Genomic DNA, 19,185 nt, shown 5'->3' on the forward strand with positions numbered 1-19,185 from the left:
GCCTGGCTCACTTTTTTACAACGAATTACGAAAGCTCAAAATGTCCTTTGCCTTCCCTGGGTACGACTGAGCAGGGGTCCTGGTGAATAATCACGTCCGAACCCGGGAAACGCTGCAAAATCGCCTGCTCTACCTGTTCAGCCACTAAGTGGGCCTGAACCAGCGGTAAATTGTCTTCCATTTCTAAATGAATCTGAATAAAGCGGGTCGGCCCTGACTGCCGCGTACGAAGATCGTGAGCCCCGCTGACGCCGGGCCAGGAGGTGACGATTTCAAAGATTTCTTCTCGTTCGGTATCGGGAAGCGCGCGGTCGAGAAGCGATTGCACCGCTTCATACCCCATGCGCAGGGCGCTGTATAAAATATAAACCCCAATCCCTAACGCGAACAATGCGTCGGCACGATGCCATCCGTACCACGCCAGTCCGAGCGCAATAAGAATCGCGCCATTCATCATAACATCAGACTGATAATGAAGCATATCCGCCCGTACCGCCTGACTTTGCGTCCTGCGAACTACCCAGCGCTGGAAAGTTACCAGAACAATTGTGCTAATAAGTGCGATAACGGTGACCACCACGCCGACGCCCGGATCTTTCATCGGCGTCGGTGACGCCAGATGCTGAATCCCGGTCAAAAACAGGAACAGCGCCGAGCCGGAAATAAACATACTTTGCGCCAGCGCCGCCAGCGATTCCGCCTTGCCGTGGCCGAACGTGTGCTCTTCATCCGCCGGTTGCAGGGAATAACGCACCACCAGCAGGTTAGTGAGGGACGCGGCGATATCCACCAGCGAATCCACCAGCGCCGCCAGAATACTGACCGAGCCCGTATACCACCACGCAAAAATTTTGATGATCAGCAAACACGACGCCATGACCGTCGCGGCGATTGCGGCACGACTTACCAGCCTGCCATAGGATTGATTCATAAACACTCCTGTCATGCCATGCCGCTAGTATAACGGATGGAAAAGGAGTCAAAGGATGAATAAACGGTTAACAAACTTGAATGAAGGGCAAAAAAAACCCCCACATCATGTGGGGGAAGACAGGGATGGTGTCTATGGCAAGGAAAACAGGGTCTACTGGTTACTACGGGTATTGCTACTGAAAAACTTTGTCTCAGAGCTTTGTTGCATCCGGGCAACCTCACGCAACTGGTCCATCCGTTGCTGATGTTTGTCGTTCAAAACCGCTTGCTGCTCGGGCGATAGCAGGTGGAACATCTGGTTGCGAACCCTGGCCATTTCGACCTGGCGGGCAACTTGTTCCTGCGCCATCTTTTCTGCCTGAGCGCGTACAGCGCTTTCGTCAAAATTTTCTGCGGTGACAAGGCGATGCATTGTCTCCATTTCGCTAACATTAACAGGGAGTCGATCGTGTCGTGCCCTGTGCATCAGATCTCGCATCTGTTGACGCTGATGTTCGGTTAAACTTATGCCGTCAAACATGTTGCTTTGGCCACTGTGCTGCGTAATACCCTCTGCCGAGGGACCGTTATCGCCGGTGATGACTCCAGCAGCCTGGCTAAGAGCACTAAACGCCAGTGTTGAGGCCATGACGGCAGCGGTAACTTTGCGCATCACTTGCTCCCAAAATCTTTCGTGTCGCGATTCAACGAGAGCTAGTTTACGATTCGGGCTGCAAACATGCGTCAGGGGGTGTAAAACAACGTAAAGTCATGGATTAGATAGCCTTGATGTCGTAATTTCTGCCTCGGAGGTATTTAAACAATGAATAAAATCCTGTTAGTTGATGATGACCGAGAGCTCACATCCCTTTTAAAAGAGTTGCTCGACATGGAAGGCTTTAACGTTCTGGTTGCCCATGACGGGGAACAGGCGCTGAGTCTGCTTGACGACAGCATTGATTTGCTTTTGCTTGACGTGATGATGCCGAAGAAAAACGGTATCGATACGCTGAAAGAATTACGCCAGACACACCAGACTCCCGTCATCATGCTGACCGCGCGCGGCAGCGAACTGGATCGCGTTCTCGGCCTTGAGCTGGGCGCGGATGACTATCTTCCTAAACCCTTTAACGACCGTGAACTGGTCGCCCGTATTCGCGCTATCCTGCGCCGTTCCCACTGGAGCGAGCAGCAGCAAAATACGGACAACAGTTCTCCGACCTTAGAAGTGGACTCCCTGAGCCTGAACCCGGGCCGCCAGGAAGCGAGCTTCGACGGCCAGACGCTGGAACTGACCGGCACCGAGTTTACCCTGCTGTACCTGCTGGCGCAGCATCTCGGCCAGGTGGTCTCGCGTGAACATTTAAGCCAGGAAGTGCTCGGCAAGCGCCTTACGCCGTTTGACCGCGCCATCGACATGCACATCTCTAACCTGCGCCGTAAGCTGCCGGAGCGCAAAGACGGTCACCCATGGTTTAAAACCCTGCGTGGTCGCGGTTATCTGATGGTTTCCGCTTCATGATAGGCAGTTTAACCGCCCGCATCTTCGCCATTTTCTGGCTGACGCTGGCACTGGTTTTAATGCTGGTTTTGATGTTGCCTAAACTCGACTCACGCCAGATGACGGAGCTTCTCGACAGCGAGCAACGTCAGGGCGTGATGATCGAGCAACACGTGGAAGCCGAACTGGCAAACGACCCGCCTAACGATTTGATGTGGTGGCGCAGGCTGTTTCGCGCTATCGACAAGTGGGCGCCGCCCGGACAACGCCTGCTGCTGGTCACCAGCGAAGGCCGCGTGATTGGCGCGGAACGCAATGAAATGCAGATCATCCGCAACTTCATTGGCCAGGCGGATAACGCCGATCACCCGCAGAAAAAGAAATACGGTCGGGTAGAGATGGTAGGGCCATTTTCCATCAAGGATGGGGAAGATAATTACCAACTCTATCTGATTCGCCCGGCGAGCAGCTCCCAGACCGACTTTATCAACCTGCTGTTTGACCGACCGCTGCTGCTGCTGATTGTCACCATGCTGCTGAGTTCTCCCCTGCTGTTATGGCTGGCGTGGAGCCTGGCAAAACCGGCGCGTAAGCTGAAAAACGCCGCCGATGAAGTGGCGCAGGGCAACCTGCGGCAGCACCCGGAGCTGGAAGCCGGGCCGCAGGAATTCCTCGCCGCCGGGGCCAGCTTTAACCAGATGGTCACCGCGCTCGAGCGAATGATGACCACTCAGCAACGCCTGCTGTCGGACATCTCCCACGAGCTGCGCACGCCGCTGACGCGTTTACAGCTGGGCACCGCCCTGCTGCGTCGTCGCAGCGGTGAGAGCAAAGAGCTGGAGCGTATCGAGATGGAAGCGCATCGTCTGGACAGTATGATCAACGATCTGCTGGTGATGTCGCGCAATCAGCAGAAAAACGCGCTGGTGAGCGAAACGGTGAAAGCCAATCACCTGTGGCACGAGGTGCTGGACAACGCGGCGTTCGAAGCGGAACAGATGGGCAAGTCGTTCACCGTCAACTTCCCGCCTGGCCCATGGCCGCTGTACGGTAACCCCAACACGCTGGAGAGCGCGCTGGAGAATATCGTGCGTAACGCCCTGCGGTACTCGCATACGAAGATTGAGGTGGCGTTCTCGGTCGATAAAGACGGCATCACCATCAACGTGGATGATGACGGTCCTGGCGTGAGCCCGGAAGATCGCGAGCAGATTTTCCGTCCGTTCTATCGCACCGATGAAGCGCGCGATCGTGAATCCGGTGGGACAGGGCTGGGGCTGGCGATTGTTGAGACCGCCATTCAGCAGCATCGCGGCTGGGTGAAGGCCGACGATAGTCCGCTGGGTGGATTGCGGTTGACGCTGTGGTTGCCGCTGTACAAGCGTTCGTAGTCGCTGTGGTGCCGGGTGGCGGCTACGCCTTACCCGGCCTACGGGTTCGGTGCGGGCTATGTGCCGGGTGGCGGCTACGCCTTACCCGGCCTACAAAACCTAATCGTAGGCCCGGTAAGCGTAGCGCCACCGAGCAACGCAAGCCGCACGGAACCTCTATTTCCCCCACAATCTCCGCGAATTATCCTCGATCTGCGCGCTAATACGCCGCTTCTGCATCGTTCTCGTCCAACTGGTGGATAACCCCGCTGCCGACAACAAACGACGATACTGCTCATCATCAAACGGCATATGCCACGCAATCGCGCAGGCATCATAAACCGACACATCGCTGAGCCTCGACGCCAGCTCCAGCGGCGCATCCGCCGACACCTGCCCTGCCAGAACCACCCGATACAGCCAGCCGGTTTTACCCGCCGTTTGCAGCTGCGCGGACATATCGCTGATGCCGAAATGGTAGTTCAGCTTAAAGCACGGCGAACGCGGCTGCGTCACCTGAATCAACGCATCACCCCAGCGGAAAATATCGCCGATAAACACGTTCTGCTCGGTCATCCCGTCCGTCGACAGATTTTCACCAAACGCCGGGGCAACGAACAGATCCGCCTGCTCGGGAAATTCCCGCGCCCAGTGCTGATAGTGCTCGCGCGGATAGTGGCACAGCGCGCGCTCTGGCCCGCCGTGGATTTTCTTCTCGGCTTGCTCATCTCCCGCCAGCCCGAGTTCGGTCAGAGTCAGTTCACCGTCGACCTGTACTTTGGCAATGGCGCTCGGGCGACTGCCGTCGTAGTCTCTGATCTTCCCTGTAAACACATTCACCGGATAGCGCATGGTTCGTTGCTCCTTGAGGCAAAAAAAAGCGAGCCCTCAGACTCGCTTTTCCCTCTTCTGCGTGCAAGCTTTTTTGCCGCTATTGCACCGTCAGATCGACCGTCAGTTTATAGTCAAACGTATAGCTGGAGTGCCAGTCTTCGCCCCGGAAATTGATAATCCCGATGTAGTGCCCGGCTGGTAACGTCGGGTTATCCGCCTTATCGAAGGTAAAGACCGCATAGATTGGCGCATCGGTCACCTGACAGGTTACCGCAGCGTTCAGTGGCCGCCGCGTACAATATGACTGGCGATAGCCTTTAACATTCACGCTGTACTGCTTGCCATCGGTGGCGACCAGGGCAACAGGCGTGGAGACACTCGCATAGCCCGAAGGCGCCCAGTCCAGTGACGTGGGTCCCACGGTCGGCGAGACGGTCACGAACCCTTGCGACGGGAAACCGACGATAGGCGGCGATTTGTATTCCGAGGTGGCAGAGTTAATCACCCAGCTATCGTTGATGTTATTGATAAACACCACGTTATCCACTTTCAGCGTTGAGCCACCCGCAGAAGCTTGTGCTGTGACGGCGGCCAGGCCGATGTCGTGACCTGAAAGGCTGACGTACGCCACGCCGTCATTGCTGGTCAGGGTGCTTGCTGCCGTCAGCTTGTTGAGTGACGTCGTCCACACCACTTCCGCATTCGGCACCAGGTTACCGTGGGAATCTTTCACTGTGGCGGTATATTTCACCGCGTCCGCGCCGTTAGCCGCGACGGTTGTTTTATCCGACGTTAATGTCACCACCGTGGCGGTTTTGCTGTCGCCGATAAAACTCACTTTGGCGGCGTGCATCACTCCCCCCGTGACCGGCAGCGTTGCGGTAACCACCGCATCCCCGGCCTGGGTTGTCGAGCCCAGAATGCTCGCATTCCCCATCGCGTCGGTGACGCTGCTGGTCCCGCTGAGCGCCAGAGAGGCGCTGTCGCTGCTCCAGTTGACCGTGACGCCCGACAGATTATTCCCGTTACCGTCCTTCACGTTGGTCACCCAGGTCACTTTCTCCTGGCCGTCCGCAACGGCCTTCGTTTTATCCGCTTTCAGGGTCTTAAGCGTTGCGCTGCGCGGATCGGCAATGTAATCGACCGTCACCGTTTGCTTGCTGTTGTTGATCCCCACGCCGACCACCGTGGGCTTCGCGGTCGTCGCCATAAACGACGTCTCAGCGATACCATTGATATTGGTCACGCTGGACTCGCCCAACTGGAACACAACGCTGTCGTTGTCCGTGCGCCAGTACACCACCGCGTTGCGGACCGGGTTATCGTTCTCATCTGTGACCAACGCCTGCAGCGAGACGGTATCGACCCCCGCCACCAGGCCTGTCGTCTGACTCGCCACCAGCGACGCCACTTTCTCCGTGGCGGTATCAGATATGTAAACCATTATCGGCGAGGTTTTTTGCGTGCTGTTAAAGGTGGCAACAGCTCTCAGCGGCCCACGGTCTGTCGAGGTTATCGTGACGCTCGACTGGCCATTGGCATCCGTCGGCTGATTGTCCGCTGATAAGCTGTAATCCATCGACGAAATCACCGCATGCCAGCTGACCAGCGCCTGTTTCACCACGTTGCCGTACTGATCTTTCACCACGGTCGTCAGGGTAATGGGATCGCTGCCGTTAGCCGTGGCGGTGTTTTTATCGACATCAATCGCCCCCGGCGTCGCGCTCTGCAGATCGGGCACGATGTCTAAGGCCAGCGTTTTGGGATTCTTGTTGATCGCCCTCGCGGTAATCTGCGTCGGCATGGCCAGCGTGCTGCCATAGGTCACCGAAGCGATCCCATTGCTGTCCGTCATGCTGTTCTCAGCACTGAATTCCCCGCTGGCATTATCGCCGCTCCAGGACACTTTCATGCCCTCGATCGGCAGACCATTGTCGTCTTTCACCACCGCAGTAAGCGTTACGGTATCCCCGCCCGCAGCGATACCCGCCGTTTTATCGGCGGTCAGCACACGCACAGCAGCCGTGGCAACATCTGCGGCAAAAGTGACGGGCTGTGAGGTCTCTTCATCGCCGTTCACGACGCCTTTAACGAGATAGCTACCCAGCTGGTTAGCGCTCAGTTCGACGGAGACCTGCCCTTGAGCGTCGCTGGTTCCTGTGCTTTGCGAGAGCAAACCGGTGGACGGTGTGACCGACCACGTCACGGGAATGTTGTTCAGAGGATTGCCCGTTCTGTCCGTCACCTGGCCGCTGATGATGACTTTATCGACGCCATTCGCCACCGCCGTTGACTTGCTGGTTTTCAGACCACCCAACTGCGCCGTCGAGACATCCCCAATCAACGTCACCACTGGCGCATTCCAGGCCGTGCCGCCCCCGGCTTTGGCGCTGACATTCACATCCCCGGTGGTCTTCGAGGTCATGGTGACGATCGCCACGCCGGTGGCATCCGTCCGGGACGTCGCCCCGGACAATTTCGCCGTCGCAGGCGTCGCCGCCCAGTTCACCAGCTGATCGTTGAGCGGATTCCCCTCGGCATCTTTCACCGTTGCGCTGTACGTCACCGTATCGGCCCCGTTTGCCAGCGCCTGAGTTTTATCGACCGTCACCGCCGTCACTTTGGCCGTAGCCGTATCGGCGATAAAGGTCATTTCCGCCGAGTTCACCGCCGCGCCCGTCGTTGAACTGGCCGACACCACCACCGTGCCAGGATGTTCAGAGGTCACAGTGATGACGCTCTCGCCCTGCGCGTTTGCCGTGGTCTGCGCGTCACTCAACGTGGCCTGCCCCTGAACCACCGTCCATTTCAGCGGCGCTGTCGCCACCGGATGATCGCTGGCATCGACCACTTTTGCCGTCAGCGTCACCCGATCGTTACCATTCGCCGTAGCCTGGGTTTTGTCGACCTGTACGGATTTGGCGGTGGCCGTGGTGCTGTCAGAGGTAAAGCTCAGCGTGGCCGAGGTCTGCGTTTGTTCCCCCAGCTTCGCCGAAACCTCCAGCGCTTCGACGGTGGATGAGGTCAGGCTGGCACTGGCTTCGCCCTTGTCGTCCGTCATCGCCGTTGCAGCGGAGAGATGCGCCGTGGCGCTGGCCGCCTGCCAGGTCACTTTTGCCCCTTGAACCGGGTTTTTATTGGCATCGACGACTTTCACATTCAGGCCGATCCCATCCTGGCCGTTAGCCAGCCCGGAGGTTTTGCTGGCGGAGATCGCGCCCATCACCGCGCTGTCGGCATCGGCGGTGAAGGTTAATGTCTTCGATGACACCGCTGCGCTGCTGCCCGTCGCGGCAGAAATCACCGCGTCACCGGCCTGCGCCGCCGTCAGCGAGATTGTCGCCACGCCGTTGTCATCCGTGGTGCTCTGGCTGTCCGACAAGTGGACGGCGTTCGTAGACGAAGCAATCGCCCATTTAACCGGCTGGTTAGCCAGCGGATGTTCACTCGCATCGACCACGTGGGCGCTGAGGGTAATCGTCTCCTGCCCGTTCGCCTTCGCGCGCAGCTTGTCCGCGTCCACCTCGGCCACTTTTGCCGTTTGCAGGTCCGTCGTGAACTGCAGGACGCTGCTCTTCACCGTCTCGCCGTTTTCCAGCCCGGCGGTGACCGTCGCTCCCAGCACCGCTTTGCTGGTCAACATCACCGTCGCATGGCCCTGCGCGTCACTCACGCTTTGCTCTGCCGATAAAACCGCGTCGGGATTATCCACCTGCCACGTCACCGGCACGCCCGCTACGGGCTGGTTAGTGCGCGTGTTGGTCACCTGCGCCGTCAGGGTTATCGCATCCTGGCCGTTCGCCAGCGCGGCCGGTTTGGTCGCATCCAGCTGGACGAAGTGATACTGCGTATTGGCCGCCAGCAGCGTGATGGTCGCCTTGCTGAGCAGCGTGCTGTTATAGCGAGACTGAATGATGACCGTACCCGGCGTCGTGCCGCTGGTGTAGGTGCTGACGTAGATGCCAGGGCTTTGTTCGACGAATGGCGTCATTTTTTCGCTCGTGGATGGCGCGGCGCTCAGGCGTTTAACGCTCATCTTTTTCGCACTGACGGGATGGATGAGCTGGGCGCTAAGCTGATCGGCTACGCCGCCGATCGGTTTTCCGGTTCCGGACATAACCGTCAATGTCACCGGCGTGGAGCTGACGCCGTCGGCAATGAGATTATCGCTGGAGACGGTGGTCTGCGTGGTCGCCGTCACCGGGTTATAGCCTTTCACTTCCACGCTAATCCAGGCTTTATCTGAGGCGTTACCTTTGCTGTCATAGGCCGTCGCGGACATGACATAAATATTCTTTTCCGCACCCTCTGGCTGATATTCCGGAAGAACAATCGACCATGCGCCGTTGTTTTCACTTATTTTTCCGCCATGGATCATCAGCTCTGAATCCTGCCAGACAATATGACTTAAGGGATATTTCGTGGCTATTTTCACGGCGACAGGTAATGTCTGAGATTCAACCCCTTCAATATGCTGAGGAAGTGAAAGTGAGATTAATTCCTTTTTCCGATACTCCAGCACAATATTATTATTGCGGCTGACCAGATCTAAACGGCTGCCGCGTAATGTCCGACGCGCCTGAACATTATCCGCATCCAGCTGATCGGCAAACGGCACGCCCGCCATCCAGTTAATATTCATTTCGACCTGGCTTTCGTGCTGATCGCCCTTCCCGGCTTTATGATTCACGCCCAACGTCACCAGCGGAACCGGGGTGTAATTCAATCCTGCGGTCACAGCATAGGGGTTGCGCTGGCGCTGGTCTTTATCGCTGCCCATCAACGCCACGTCTTTGCCGTAATACTGCTCCCACATCAGCTGCATGCCCAGCTGCGGGTAAGCGGGCAGATACCCTTCCGCCCGCAGGTCATAGCCGTTCGCCACGCGTTCTTCGTAATCCTCGTGCGCGGTGGAGTCTTTCCAGCCGGAGAGGCGCGCATAGCCGTTGGCGCTGAGTTTGAGATAGTCCCAGCCCAATTCGCCGCCTACGCCGAGACGCTGGTGCGTGTTATCGGAAATCTGTTGATCGTAGAAGGTGTTTACCCCCCACATCCAGCTGTCGGAGAAATGGCGATAGCCGACGCCCAGATTGATCACATTGCGGTCGTCAGCGCGGCGAATGCCTGACTGGGTGAAAATCAGATGCTGATCTTTGTCATAGAGTGGCAGCAGAAAATCGAAGTCAGCGCTGGCGAGCGAAAACTGCCTGTCGACGCCCACGTTGACGCGCGCTGTCCCATACTGCTGGAGCCATTGCTGAACTTCAGAGGTGGCTTTTCCGCTGGTGCTATTGACCAGACTATTAATGACGGCATCCATGCGGTCATTCTGACTTAATAGCGTTCCCGCGGATGAAACATCCGCCGCCAGCGTTTTTTCATCCGCCTGAGCCGGAAAAGAAAATAAGAAAGAATGAAAGACTAATAAATAACAATAGAGAATAATATTCAGAGAGGCTGTTATTTTTCCAGTACCGCGCATAAATACACCTGAAACATCCGGAAATAAGAATTTTCGCAATAATGTCTCAAAAGCGCACGCATTACCAATACAGAACCTGAGGTCTATCCGAAGAATAAATAATACGCCCGTAAATAAAGATAATTTAAAAATAGGCGTTGGGAAAAGTTGAGCATTGGGGAGAGTAGTTTCAGCGTTGCTCAAAAACGCGCAGACAAAAAAAAGCCTGACCCACAGGCCAGGCTTTCGAACTCAGTGATGACTTACTTTTTAGCGGCGAAACGTGCTGCTGCTTCGTCCCAGTTCACCACGTCCCAGAAGGCTTTGATGTAGTCCGGGCGACGGTTCTGGAATTTCAGGTAGTAAGCGTGTTCCCACACGTCCAGGCCCACGATTGGGAAGCCGGATGCGCCAGAGATCGCTTCACCCATCAGCGGGGAGTCCTGGTTCGCAGTGGAAACCACAGCCAGTTTGTCACCTTTCAGTACCAGCCATGCCCAGCCAGAACCGAAACGGGTCGCTGCTGCTTTTTCAAACTCAGCTTTGAAGTTGTCCACGGAACCGAAGTCGCGCTCGATAGCGGCTTTCAGATCACCCTGCAGGGTAGTGCCGGTTTTCAGGCCTTTCCAGAACAGGCTGTGGTTAGCGTGACCGCCGGCGTTGTTACGCAGAACGGTTTTCTTGTCAGCTGGCAGTTGATCCAGTTTGGTGATCAGCTCTTCAGCAGACAGACTGGCGAATTCTGGCAGGCTTTCCAGCGCTGCGTTCGCGTTGTTCACGTAAGTCTGGTGGTGTTTAGTGTGATGGATTTCCATCGTCTGCTTGTCGAAATGCGGTTCCAGTGCGTCATAGGCATACGGCAGGGATGGCAGTGTATAACTCATAATCCTCTCCATTATTGTCGGGCGGCACAGCTGTTAATGCCGCGTAAGCAGTTGGTTCATTATAGTTAATTAAATGATATTGAAAATGATTATCAATGCCGTAGTTTTTATAAGGTTATTCGTTTTTGTACCAATGCCGAATTTGTGAGTCTGCTCACGCGGTTAACGCGCTGATTGCCATAGACAAGAAAAGTGCGGCAACCTTCTGAAGGTTCGCTCGCCGCTTAATTTTTACACTCATCGGGTCGGAGGGAAGCCACCGGCCTATAAAAACGATGAGGACGTAAAAAAATGAATCATGCGATTACGATGGGTATTTTCTGGCATTTGATAGGCGCAGCCAGTGCAGCCTGTTTCTATGCCCCGTTTAAAAAGGTGAAACACTGGTCATGGGAAACCATGTGGTCCGTGGGCGGTACGGTCTCCTGGCTGATCCTGCCGTGGACCATCAGCGCCATTCTGTTGCCCGATTTCTGGGGGTATTTCTCCTCCTTTAGCGCCTCCACGCTGCTGCCGGTCTTTCTGTTCGGCGCGATGTGGGGCATCGGCAATATCAACTACGGACTGACCATGCGCTATCTCGGGATGTCGATGGGCATCGGGATTGCGATTGGCATCACCCTGATTGTCGGCACGCTGATGACGCCAATCCTGAACGGTAATTTCGACGTGCTGATCAACACCAAAGGCGGCCAGATGACGCTGCTGGGCGTGCTGGTGGCGGTGGTCGGCGTGGGGATTGTCACCCGCGCGGGGCAGTTGAAAGAGCGCAAAATGGGCATTCGCGCGGAAGAGTTCAACCTGAAGAAAGGGCTGGTGCTGGCGGTGATGTGCGGCATTTTCTCCGCCGGGATGTCGTTTGCGATGAACGCCGCCAAACCGATGCACGAAGCGGCGGCTGCGCTGGGCGTGGATCCGCTCTACGTTGCCCTGCCAAGCTACGTAGTGATCATGGGCGGCGGTGCGCTGGTGAACCTCGGCTTCTGCTTCATTCGTCTGGCAAAAGTGAAGAACCTGTCGGTAAAAGCCGACTTCTCGCTGGCAAAACACCTCATCATCAGCAACGTGCTGCTGTCGGCACTCGGCGGCCTGATGTGGTATCTGCAGTTCTTCTTCTATGCCTGGGGCCACGCCAGCATTCCACCGCAGTATGACTACATGAGCTGGATGCTGCACATGAGCTTCTACGTGCTGTGCGGCGGGATTGTCGGGCTGGTGCTGAAAGAGTGGAACAACGCCGGACGGCGTCCGGTGAGCGTGCTGAGTCTGGGTTGCGTGGTGATTATTATTGCCGCCAACATTGTCGGTCTTGGCATGGCGAATTAATCACGCCGCTTTTCGACTGTGATGACGCCACTGAACCGGCGTCATCCCCACCTCGCGATTAAACACCACCGAAAAGTAGTTACTGTCCTCAAAGCCGCAGCGCGTCGAGACCTCACTCACCATCAGCTCCGTATGTTGCAGCAGATACTGCGCGTGGCAGATGCGCAGCTGGCGCAGGTAGTGGTTCACGGTCATGCCCGTCTGGGTGCGGAACTGCTGGCGCAACGCGCGCTCGCTGCACTGCTCCTGCTCACAAAATTTCTCCAGCACAAAGCTGCGGTTCAGACTTCCCGCGAGCGTGGTGATGAGCTTATCCAGCAGCGCTTCCTGCTCGGTGGTTGAAGGGTTGTCCGTGGCGTAGCGGTAGCGTTTGAGGGTCATCACCAACTGGGCGAAGAGAAGCTCGGCCATCTCGTTCGCGCCCGGTTCAGCCTTCTGGCTCTCCTGTTCTAACTGGGTGATGACGTGGCGCACCTGAGTCATGCCGTTGCTGCTCAACCGCCAGTGCGGGGCGGTGTGCGCTTCATTAAATCCGGGGATGTATCCTGCCCAATCGACGTTGAGTTTGAGCCGGTCCGGGCAGTAAATCACGTTCTGTAAAACCAGGTCGTTAACCGAGGCGTAGGAGTGTTTGTCTTCCGCGCGGATATAAAACAGATCGCCGCGGGTGATGCGATACGGGCGGTCGTTGAGGACGTGCAGGCCGTTGCCGCGCCACACCAGCACCAGTTCGCAAAACTCGTGCGTGTGCTCGGCAAAGACGTTTTGCGGATAGCGATCGGCCACCGCGACGGCCTGCCCGGCGTTAGCAAAGAAATCGGTTTTGCGAAGGATTAACGGAGCGCCCACAACACACCTCAACGGCTAATAACCTGCCATTATTAGCCGTTTTGCGCCGAAAAAACGGTGATTGTCCTCGCGTTACTGAAGTGACGCATCCCGTCCCTGGCGGATTTCGCGCGGCGACCAGCTAAATTCCCGGCGAAACAGCGTCGAAAAGTGGTTACTGTCGCCAAACCCGCAGCGATAAGCGATATCCGTGACGCTTTCGTCCGTGTGGCGCAGCAGGTGGCGGGCTTTGATCAGCCGCAGCCGGTTGAGATAGCGCTGCGGCGTCAGGCCCGTGTGCTGCTTGAGCTGGCGATGCAGCGTGCGCAGGGAGAGTGAAAACCTGTCTGCCACCGTCTCCCAGCACACCTCTTCCGCGAAGTGATCTTCCAGCCACGCCATCAGCAGGTTGAGGCGCGCATCGTTGTTTTCCGCCCCTTCCACCAGGCTGCTGCGGCGCAGCAACACCAGCAGCTGCATAAACAGCAGCTCCCGGCTGGCGCGGGCGTGGGTTTCGGCATTGTCTTCGGCGTTTTCCATCTGCCCCACCAACTGACGCACCTGTTGCAGCGTCGACTGATTCACCCGCCAGTGCGACGGGTAATGCCCGTCCTGCTCCTGCGGCAGCAGCTGGTTGAGCCCGGAGAGAAACTGGAACGCATCCGGAGAACGGTAAAGCACGTTGGTCAGGCACAGGTTGTCCGTATGTTCATACAAGTGCCGGTCATGGTCGCGCACGAAGCACACCGTCCCGCCGCTGATGGTGTAGGGCTGGCCGTTGAACACGTGAATGCCCGTCCCGTGCTCAACAATCACAATCTCATGAAAATCATGATGATGTTCAGGAAAGGCCGCCTGAGGCAGCCGCGGCTCGATCGCCACCGGCGAACTTCCTGAAGGGAAAAAATCCACGCTGTGCAGTACGGTCATAACGGCCACCACCAATGAGAAATGTTCTCAAAATAGTAATTAAGGGCCGGGTTTCTCACCTTCAATTTTCGACGTCAAAGCGTGCAAAGCCTGTCCGTTTTTCAAGAAACGGCGGGAAAGATCGGGAAATGCGGCAACGGTCACACGGCCTGAAAACCGCGTCATGACTGGAAACTGTGAACTCCCTCACGTTCATCTTTGCTTTCTTGCCAGCGCGGGATTTTGCCTGTCAGTGGCGAGAAGGTGCGTTTTTCTTCCCTTTCTTAGACTGTTTCGCAATGACTCCAAGAAGGACCGAATTATGACCTCTCGCCATTGTGTGGCTGTCGATTTAGGCGCATCCAGCGGGCGCGTGATGCTCGCCAGCTACGTGCCTGCACAGCGCGCACTTTCGCTTCGTGAAATCCATCGCTTCGGTAACTGCCTGCAAAAGCAGGACGGCGTGGAGACCTGGGATATTGACAGTCTGGAAGCGGAAATCCGCACCGGCCTGAACAAGGTCTGCGACGAAGGGATTTTGATCGACAGCATCGGGATTGACACCTGGGGCGTCGATTTTGTCCTGCTCGACCGCAACGGCAACCGCGTCGGCCTGCCCGTTGCCTACCGCGACAGCCGGACTGACGGCGTGATGGCCCGCGCCATTGACCAGCTCGGCAAAGCCGACATCTACGGGCGCAGCGGCATCCAGTTCTTACCCTTTAACACCCTCTATCAGCTGCGCGCTCTGGTGGAACAGCAGCCGGAGCTGGTGGCGAACGTCGCCCACGCCCTGCTGATCCCGGATTACTTCAGCTACCGCCTGACCGGGAAAATGAACTGGGAATACACCAATGCCACCACCACCCAACTGGTGAACATCAATTCCGATACCTGGGATGAACACCTGCTCGGCTGGACCGGCGCATCGCCTGCCTGGTTCGGTACGCCGACCCATCCCGGGAATGTGATCGGTCACTGGATTTGCCCACTGAAAAATGAAATCCCGGTGGTCGCCGTCGCCAGCCACGATACCGCCAGCGCGGTGATTGCCTCGCCGCTGGCAGACAAAAACGCGGCCTATCTCTCGTCCGGCACCTGGTCGCTGATGGGCTTTGAGAGCAAAACGCCCTACACCTGCGAAAAGTCGCTGGCGGCGAACATCACCAACGAGGGCGGCGCGGAAGGCCGCTACCGGGTGCTGAAAAATATCATGGGGCTGTGGCTGCTCCAGCGAGTGCTGAAAGAGCAGAACATTACCGACCTGGCGCGCCTGATTGCCGACACAGAAAAGCTGCCCGCCTGTCGTTTCGTGATCAACCCGAACGACGACCGCTTTATCAATCCGCGCAATATGAGCGCCGAGATCCAGGCCGCCTGCCGCGAGAGCGCGCAGCCCGTGCCGCAGACTCCGGCTGAACTGGCGCGCTGCATTTTTGACAGCCTCGCCCTGCTCTACGCCGACGTTCTGAACGAGCTGGCGGCGCTTCGCGGTAAGCCGTTCTCTCAGCTGCACATCGTGGGCGGCGGCTGCCAGAACCAGCTGCTGAACCAGCTCTGCGCCGACGCCTGCGGGATCACCGTGGTCGCGGGCCCTGTTGAGGCCTCGACGCTGGGCAATATCGGCATTCAGCTGATGACCCTGGACGAGCTTTCCAGTGTTGACGATTTCCGGGCGGTGGTGACTCACAACTACCCGCTCACCACTTTTACCCCTAATCCCTGCCATGAAATTGCCCGCTATCAGGCGTAGTTTCTGCAAAAACGACTGACAAAGGAGCTTTGCGCATGACCACTCAACTTGAACAAGCCTGGGAACTGGCTAAACAGCGTTTCGCCGCCGTAGGCGTGGATGTCGAAGAGGCGCTGCGTCAGCTCGACCGTCTGCCGGTCTCCATGCACTGCTGGCAAGGCGACGACGTCGCGGGCTTTGAAAACAGCGGCGGCGCGCTGACGGGCGGCATTCAGGCGACCGGCAACTATCCGGGCAAAGCGCGCAATGCCACCGAACTGCGGGCCGATCTGGAGCTGGCGCTGAGTCTGATTCCTGGACCAAAACGTCTGAACCTGCACGCGATTTACCACGAAGCCAGCGAGCCGGTGGCGCGTAATGAAATCAAACCGGAACACTTTAAGAACTGGGTGGAGTGGGCCAAAGCCAACAAACTGGGGCTGGATTTTAACCCGTCCTGCTTCTCACATCCGCTGAGCGCCGACGGTTTTACCCTCTCCCACGCCGACGATGAGATTCGCCAGTTCTGGATCGACCACGTCAAAGCCAGCCGCCGCGTGTCGGCCTATTTTGGTGAACAGCTCGGCACGCCGTCGGTGATGAACATCTGGATCCCGGACGGCATGAAAGACATCACCGTGGACCGCCTGGCCCCGCGCCAGCGCCTGCTGGAAGCGCTCGACGAGGTGATCAGCGAGAAACTCAACCCGGCGCATCACATCGATGCGGTGGAAAGTAAGCTGTTCGGCATTGGCGCGGAGAGCTACACCGTTGGCTCGAACGAGTTCTACATGGGATACGCCACCAGCCGCCAGACCGCCCTGTGCCTGGACGCGGGCCACTTCCACCCGACTGAGGTGATCTCCGACAAAATCTCCGCCGCCATTCTGTACGTTCCGCGCCTGCTGCTGCACGTCAGCCGCCCGGTACGCTGGGACAGCGACCACGTGGTGCTGCTGGATGACGAAACTCAGGCCATCGCCAGCGAAATCATCCGCCACGACCTGTTCGACCGCGTGCACATCGGTCTCGACTTCTTCGACGCCTCCATCAACCGCATCGCGGCGTGGGTGATCGGCACCCGCAACATGAAAAAAGCCCTGCTGCGCGCCCTGCTGGAGCCCACGGCGGCCCTGCGTACGCTCGAAGAGCAAGGCGACTACACCGCGCGTCTGGCGCTGCTCGAAGAGCAAAAATCCCTGCCGTGGCAGGCCGTGTGGGAGATGTACTGCCAGCGCAACGATGCGCCAGCGGGCAGCCAGTGGCTGGACAACGTGCGGGCGTATGAGAAAGAGGTGTTAGCGACTCGCGGGTAACACAACCCTCACCCCTGCCCTCTCCCTGAGGGAGAGGGAGAAAAACCAGCGCTCCTCCCTGTGTGTGAGGGAGAAAACCAGCGCTCCGAACAGTCCCCTCTCCCTGTGGGAGAGGGTTAGGGTGAGGGCATCAGGCCTCACCGAATTAACAGGAACATGAACACTATGCACACCATCACCAACGCCTGGTTCGTCCAGGGCATGATCAAAGCCACCACCGACGCCTGGCTGAAAGGCTGGGACGAGCGCAACGGGGGCAACCTGACGCTGCGCCTCGACGATGCCGATATCGCACCGTTCGAAGCCGATTTCCACCAGAAACCGCGCTATATCGCCCTGAGCCAGCCGATGCCGCTGCTGGCCAACACGCCGTTTATCGTCACCGGTTCCGGCAAATTCTTCCGCAACGTACAGCTCGATCCGGCCGCGAATTTAGGCATCGTAAAAGTGGACAGCGACGGCGCGGGCTACCACATTCTTTGGGGGCTGACCCACGAAGCGGTGCCGACCTCAGAGCTTCCGGCGCACTTCCTCTCCCACTGCGAGCGCATCAAGGCGACGGACGGCAAAGACCGCGTGATCATGCACTGCCACGCGACCAACCTGATCGCCCTGACCTATGTGCTGGAAAACAGCACCGATTTCATCACCCGCAAACTGTGGGAAGGCAGCACCGAGTGTCTGGTGGTGTTCCCGGACGGCGTGGGCATTCTGCCGTGGATGGTGCCGGGCACGGATGAAATCGGCGAAGCCACCGCGCAAGAGATGCAGAAACATTCCCTGGTTCTGTGGCCATTCCACGGCGTGTTCGGCAGCGGCCCGACGCTGGATGAAGCCTTTGGCCTGATCGATACCGCCGAGAAGTCGGCGGAAGTGCTGGTGAAGGTCTATTCCATGGGCGGAATGAAGCAGACCATCACCCAGGAAGAGCTGATTGCGCTGGGTAAACGCTTCGGCGTCACCCCGCTGAAATCGGCGTTAGCGCTGTACAAATAACAACATCGCGCCCCGCTCATTGAGACGGGGCGAAAAAACACCTGCAAACCCTACACATGTCATCTATCTAGTGGAGTAAAAGCAATGAAAACAAAGATAAGCTTAATCCTCACCGTTGCCGCTCTGGCGTTGTCCGGTTCCGCACTTGCAGAAGTGAAAATCGCCCTCGTGGCGAAATCTCTCGGAAATGGATTCTTCGAGGCAGCGAACGTTGGCGCGCAGGAGGCGGCCAAAGAGTTGGGTGATGTGAAAGTGATTTATACCGGCCCGACCACCACCACCGCCGAAGCGCAGATCGAAGTGCTGAACGGCTTGATCGCCCAGGGGGTAGATGCGATCGCCATCTCCGCCAACGATCCTGACGCGCTGGTGCCGGTGCTGAAAAAAGCGATGCAGCGCGGGATCAAAGTCGTTTCATGGGACTCCGGCGTGGCGAAAGCCGGGCGTCAGATCCACCTCAATCCCTCCAATAATGCGCTGATCGGTGAAACCAACGTCAAGCTGGCCGCCGAGGCGTTGAAAGCCCTGAACGTCGATAAAGGCGAAGTGGCCGTTCTGAGCGCCACCCCGACCTCCACCAACCAGAACACCTGGATTGCCGAGATGAAAAAGGTGCTGCCGCAGTACCCATCCGTCAATCTGGTGACCGTGGCCTATGGCGACGATCTGTCGGACAAGAGCTACCGCGAAGCGGTCGGCCTGCTGAAAACCTACCCGGATTTGAAAGTGATCGTCTCCCCGTCGTCGGTCGGGATCGTGGCCGCTGCGCAGGCGGTGAAGGATCAGGGCAAGATTGGCAAAGTGTACGTCACCGGCCTTGGCCTGCCGTCTGAAATGGCCGGCGCGGTGAAATCCGGGGCGAGCAAAAGCTTCGCCATCTGGAACCCGATCGACCTGGGCTACGCCGCCACCTATTTAGCCGACGATCTGGTGAAAGGCACCGCCACCAAAGACGAAGCCAGCATGGGCAAACTGGGCAAAGTGAAGCTCGATGCCGACGGCAGCGGCGCAATGGCCGAGCCGTTCGTCTACGATGCGAGCAATATTGATAAGTTCTCAAAAATCTTTTAATCCCTTCTCCCTCTCCCTGTGGGAGAGGGCCGGGGTGAGGGCATC

Annotated in this window: 14 protein-coding genes; 7 read left to right on the forward strand and 7 right to left on the reverse strand. The window is 57.6% G+C overall.

All coding sequences use genetic code 11. The annotated features are described in order from the left end of the window. Window positions 1-25: 25 nt before the first annotated feature. Together fieF and cpxP are read right to left on the reverse strand one after the other, a co-directional pair. The gene (fieF, locus tag AC3WS9_RS21950; protein ID WP_282492157.1) at window positions 26-931 is read right to left on the reverse strand and encodes a CDF family cation-efflux transporter FieF; all 906 of its coding nucleotides are present in this window, start codon (window positions 929-931) and stop codon (window positions 26-28) included. 153 nt (window positions 932-1,084) lie between these two features. After that, entirely contained in the window at window positions 1,085-1,585 is a 501-nt protein-coding gene (gene cpxP / locus AC3WS9_RS21955; RefSeq protein WP_248859345.1) for a cell-envelope stress modulator CpxP, read from the reverse strand. 150 nt (window positions 1,586-1,735) lie between these two features. On the opposite strand from cpxP, the gene cpxR reads away from it, so the two are divergent. Together cpxR and cpxA are read left to right on the forward strand one after the other, a co-directional pair. Then, entirely contained in the window at window positions 1,736-2,434 is a 699-nt protein-coding gene (cpxR, locus tag AC3WS9_RS21960; protein WP_006179159.1) for an envelope stress response regulator transcription factor CpxR, read from the forward strand. Further along, a complete protein-coding gene (cpxA, locus tag AC3WS9_RS21965) occupies window positions 2,431-3,804 on the forward strand; it encodes an envelope stress sensor histidine kinase CpxA (protein ID WP_095283986.1) in 1,374 nt (457 codons plus the stop codon). The genes cpxR and cpxA overlap by 4 nt, the downstream gene beginning before the upstream one ends. A gap of 156 nt (window positions 3,805-3,960) precedes the next feature. On the opposite strand, the gene yiiM is transcribed toward cpxA, so the two are convergent. From yiiM to sodA, 3 genes are all read right to left on the reverse strand, one after another. Continuing rightward, entirely contained in the window at window positions 3,961-4,635 is a 675-nt protein-coding gene (gene yiiM, locus AC3WS9_RS21970) for a 6-hydroxyaminopurine reductase (protein ID WP_492490254.1), read from the reverse strand. 79 nt (window positions 4,636-4,714) lie between these two features. Then, window positions 4,715-10,099 (reverse strand): Ig-like domain-containing protein, encoded by a 5,385-nt coding sequence (locus tag AC3WS9_RS21975; protein ID WP_492490255.1) that lies wholly within the window; start codon window positions 10,097-10,099, stop codon window positions 4,715-4,717. Between the two features lie 242 nt (window positions 10,100-10,341). Next, window positions 10,342-10,962 (reverse strand): superoxide dismutase [Mn], encoded by a 621-nt coding sequence (gene sodA / locus AC3WS9_RS21980; protein ID WP_063144341.1) that lies wholly within the window; start codon window positions 10,960-10,962, stop codon window positions 10,342-10,344. Between the two features lie 291 nt (window positions 10,963-11,253). Here sodA and rhaT point away from each other — a divergent pair, with 291 nt between their 5' ends. Then, complete coding sequence (rhaT, locus tag AC3WS9_RS21985) at window positions 11,254-12,288, forward strand: L-rhamnose/proton symporter RhaT (protein ID WP_492490256.1); 1,035 nt, start codon at window positions 11,254-11,256, stop codon at window positions 12,286-12,288. Here the strand turns inward: rhaT and rhaR are convergent, their stop codons facing one another. Both rhaR and rhaS (AC3WS9_RS21995) read right to left on the reverse strand, forming a co-directional pair. Further along, window positions 12,289-13,137 carry an HTH-type transcriptional activator RhaR gene (gene rhaR / locus AC3WS9_RS21990; RefSeq protein ID WP_492490257.1) on the reverse strand — a complete coding sequence of 283 codons (849 nt, stop codon included), beginning with the start codon at window positions 13,135-13,137 and terminating at the stop codon, window positions 12,289-12,291. A gap of 72 nt (window positions 13,138-13,209) precedes the next feature. Continuing rightward, a complete protein-coding gene (gene rhaS, locus AC3WS9_RS21995) occupies window positions 13,210-14,046 on the reverse strand; it encodes an HTH-type transcriptional activator RhaS (RefSeq protein WP_282492163.1) in 837 nt (278 codons plus the stop codon). 301 nt (window positions 14,047-14,347) lie between these two features. Here rhaS (AC3WS9_RS21995) and rhaB point away from each other — a divergent pair, with 301 nt between their 5' ends. The 4 genes from rhaB (at window position 14,348) to rhaS (AC3WS9_RS22015) (ending at window position 19,140) form a co-directional block, all read left to right on the forward strand. Continuing rightward, complete coding sequence (gene rhaB / locus AC3WS9_RS22000; RefSeq protein ID WP_492490258.1) at window positions 14,348-15,778, forward strand: rhamnulokinase; 1,431 nt, start codon at window positions 14,348-14,350, stop codon at window positions 15,776-15,778. Between the two features lie 35 nt (window positions 15,779-15,813). Beyond that, complete coding sequence (gene rhaA, locus AC3WS9_RS22005; RefSeq protein ID WP_492490259.1) at window positions 15,814-17,073, forward strand: L-rhamnose isomerase; 1,260 nt, start codon at window positions 15,814-15,816, stop codon at window positions 17,071-17,073. 165 nt (window positions 17,074-17,238) lie between these two features. Beyond that, a complete protein-coding gene (gene rhaD / locus AC3WS9_RS22010; protein WP_285154640.1) occupies window positions 17,239-18,069 on the forward strand; it encodes a rhamnulose-1-phosphate aldolase in 831 nt (276 codons plus the stop codon). Window positions 18,070-18,153: 84 nt separating this feature from the next. After that, window positions 18,154-19,140 (forward strand): rhamnose ABC transporter substrate-binding protein, encoded by a 987-nt coding sequence (gene rhaS, locus AC3WS9_RS22015; RefSeq protein WP_285146470.1) that lies wholly within the window; start codon window positions 18,154-18,156, stop codon window positions 19,138-19,140. Window positions 19,141-19,185 lie beyond the last annotated feature (45 nt).

The organism is Lelliottia sp. EB106-05-01-XG201, from assembly GCF_058791735.1.

What these genes read in the sequence shown, in the direction of transcription:
- fieF (WP_282492157.1), bottom strand. Translation starts at nt 931, where the DNA reads ATGAATCAATCCTATGGCAGGCTGGTAAGTCGTGCCGCAATCGCCGCG.
- cpxP (WP_248859345.1), bottom strand. Translation starts at nt 1,585, where the DNA reads ATGCGCAAAGTTACCGCTGCCGTCATGGCCTCAACACTGGCGTTTAGT.
- cpxR (WP_006179159.1), top strand. Translation starts at nt 1,736, where the DNA reads ATGAATAAAATCCTGTTAGTTGATGATGACCGAGAGCTCACATCCCTT.
- cpxA (WP_095283986.1), top strand. Translation starts at nt 2,431, where the DNA reads ATGATAGGCAGTTTAACCGCCCGCATCTTCGCCATTTTCTGGCTGACG.
- yiiM (WP_492490254.1), bottom strand. Translation starts at nt 4,635, where the DNA reads ATGCGCTATCCGGTGAATGTGTTTACAGGGAAGATCAGAGACTACGAC.
- AC3WS9_RS21975 (WP_492490255.1), bottom strand. Translation starts at nt 10,099, where the DNA reads ATGCGCGGTACTGGAAAAATAACAGCCTCTCTGAATATTATTCTCTAT.
- sodA (WP_063144341.1), bottom strand. Translation starts at nt 10,962, where the DNA reads ATGAGTTATACACTGCCATCCCTGCCGTATGCCTATGACGCACTGGAA.
- rhaT (WP_492490256.1), top strand. Translation starts at nt 11,254, where the DNA reads ATGAATCATGCGATTACGATGGGTATTTTCTGGCATTTGATAGGCGCA.
- rhaS (WP_282492163.1), bottom strand. Translation starts at nt 14,046, where the DNA reads ATGACCGTACTGCACAGCGTGGATTTTTTCCCTTCAGGAAGTTCGCCG.
- rhaB (WP_492490258.1), top strand. Translation starts at nt 14,348, where the DNA reads ATGACCTCTCGCCATTGTGTGGCTGTCGATTTAGGCGCATCCAGCGGG.
- rhaA (WP_492490259.1), top strand. Translation starts at nt 15,814, where the DNA reads ATGACCACTCAACTTGAACAAGCCTGGGAACTGGCTAAACAGCGTTTC.
- rhaD (WP_285154640.1), top strand. Translation starts at nt 17,239, where the DNA reads ATGCACACCATCACCAACGCCTGGTTCGTCCAGGGCATGATCAAAGCC.
- rhaS (WP_285146470.1), top strand. Translation starts at nt 18,154, where the DNA reads ATGAAAACAAAGATAAGCTTAATCCTCACCGTTGCCGCTCTGGCGTTG.